Raw genomic sequence first — 780 nt, forward strand, 5'->3', positions numbered from 1 at the left:
ACTGAAGGGACTGACCCCGGAGGAATTCCGGAATCAGTCCCTATGTGCGGCGTAGGCCGCTTATTAGCCCGTCCAAGAATTGGGGCGCAGTTCACACTACGTGCGGCGGGGGTTCTTTCGTCCTGACGCTCCTATTTGGCAAGGTGTTTTTTAGAATCCTTTTTGCGCTCGGCCTCGAAGGCCTGCCTGTCCCAATCGAGCGGAAGTCCGGCCTCGACCCATGCCTCGTAGGCCCTCCTTATGGGCTTGAGCTCCCTTTGTCCCCTCTCCAGCATCGAGATGTACTTCTCGCTGGTTCCCAATATGGACGCCGCCCTCACCTGGCTGACCTTCGCCGCGCGCCTGGCCGCTACGAGCTCCGAGGCGTCCTCGGGCCTCCTGATCTCGTGCGGGTGCATCAGCGCCCGGTACGCCTCCCTGGCCACGTAGCGCTTGAGGCACCTCATGACCTCCCTGTCGCTCTTTCCCCGCCCCCTGGCCCTCTCGGCGTACTCGGCGGTCTCGGGGTCGCGCATGACCCTCTGCCTCGCGATCTCGTGCAGCGCGCTGTTCGCCTGCCGGTCGCCGCCCCTGTTGAGCCTGTGCCTCACGGTCTTGCCGCTCGAGGCGGGGATGGGGCAGGCCCCGCATATCGCCGCGAACGACGCCTCGGAGCGCAGCCTGCCCGGGTTGTCCCCGGCCGCGACCGCGAGCTTGGCCGCGCTCACGGGCCCGCACCCGTACATCGCCAGCAGCGCGGGGCAGTTCTCCTCCAGGGACGCCTCGATCGCGCGCTCCATG

General features: G+C 66.7%; 1 pseudogene. It reads right to left on the minus strand.

The features are described 5' to 3' along the window. Positions 1-517 precede the first annotated feature (517 nt). Positions 518-707: pseudogene (locus tag AQ996_RS10225) on the minus strand (transposase); the annotation flags it as partial. Between the last annotated feature and the right edge of the window lie 73 nt (positions 708-780).

Source organism: Collinsella aerofaciens (genome assembly GCF_001404695.1).
In the GTDB taxonomy this organism is placed as follows: domain Bacteria; phylum Actinomycetota; class Coriobacteriia; order Coriobacteriales; family Coriobacteriaceae; genus Collinsella; species Collinsella aerofaciens_E.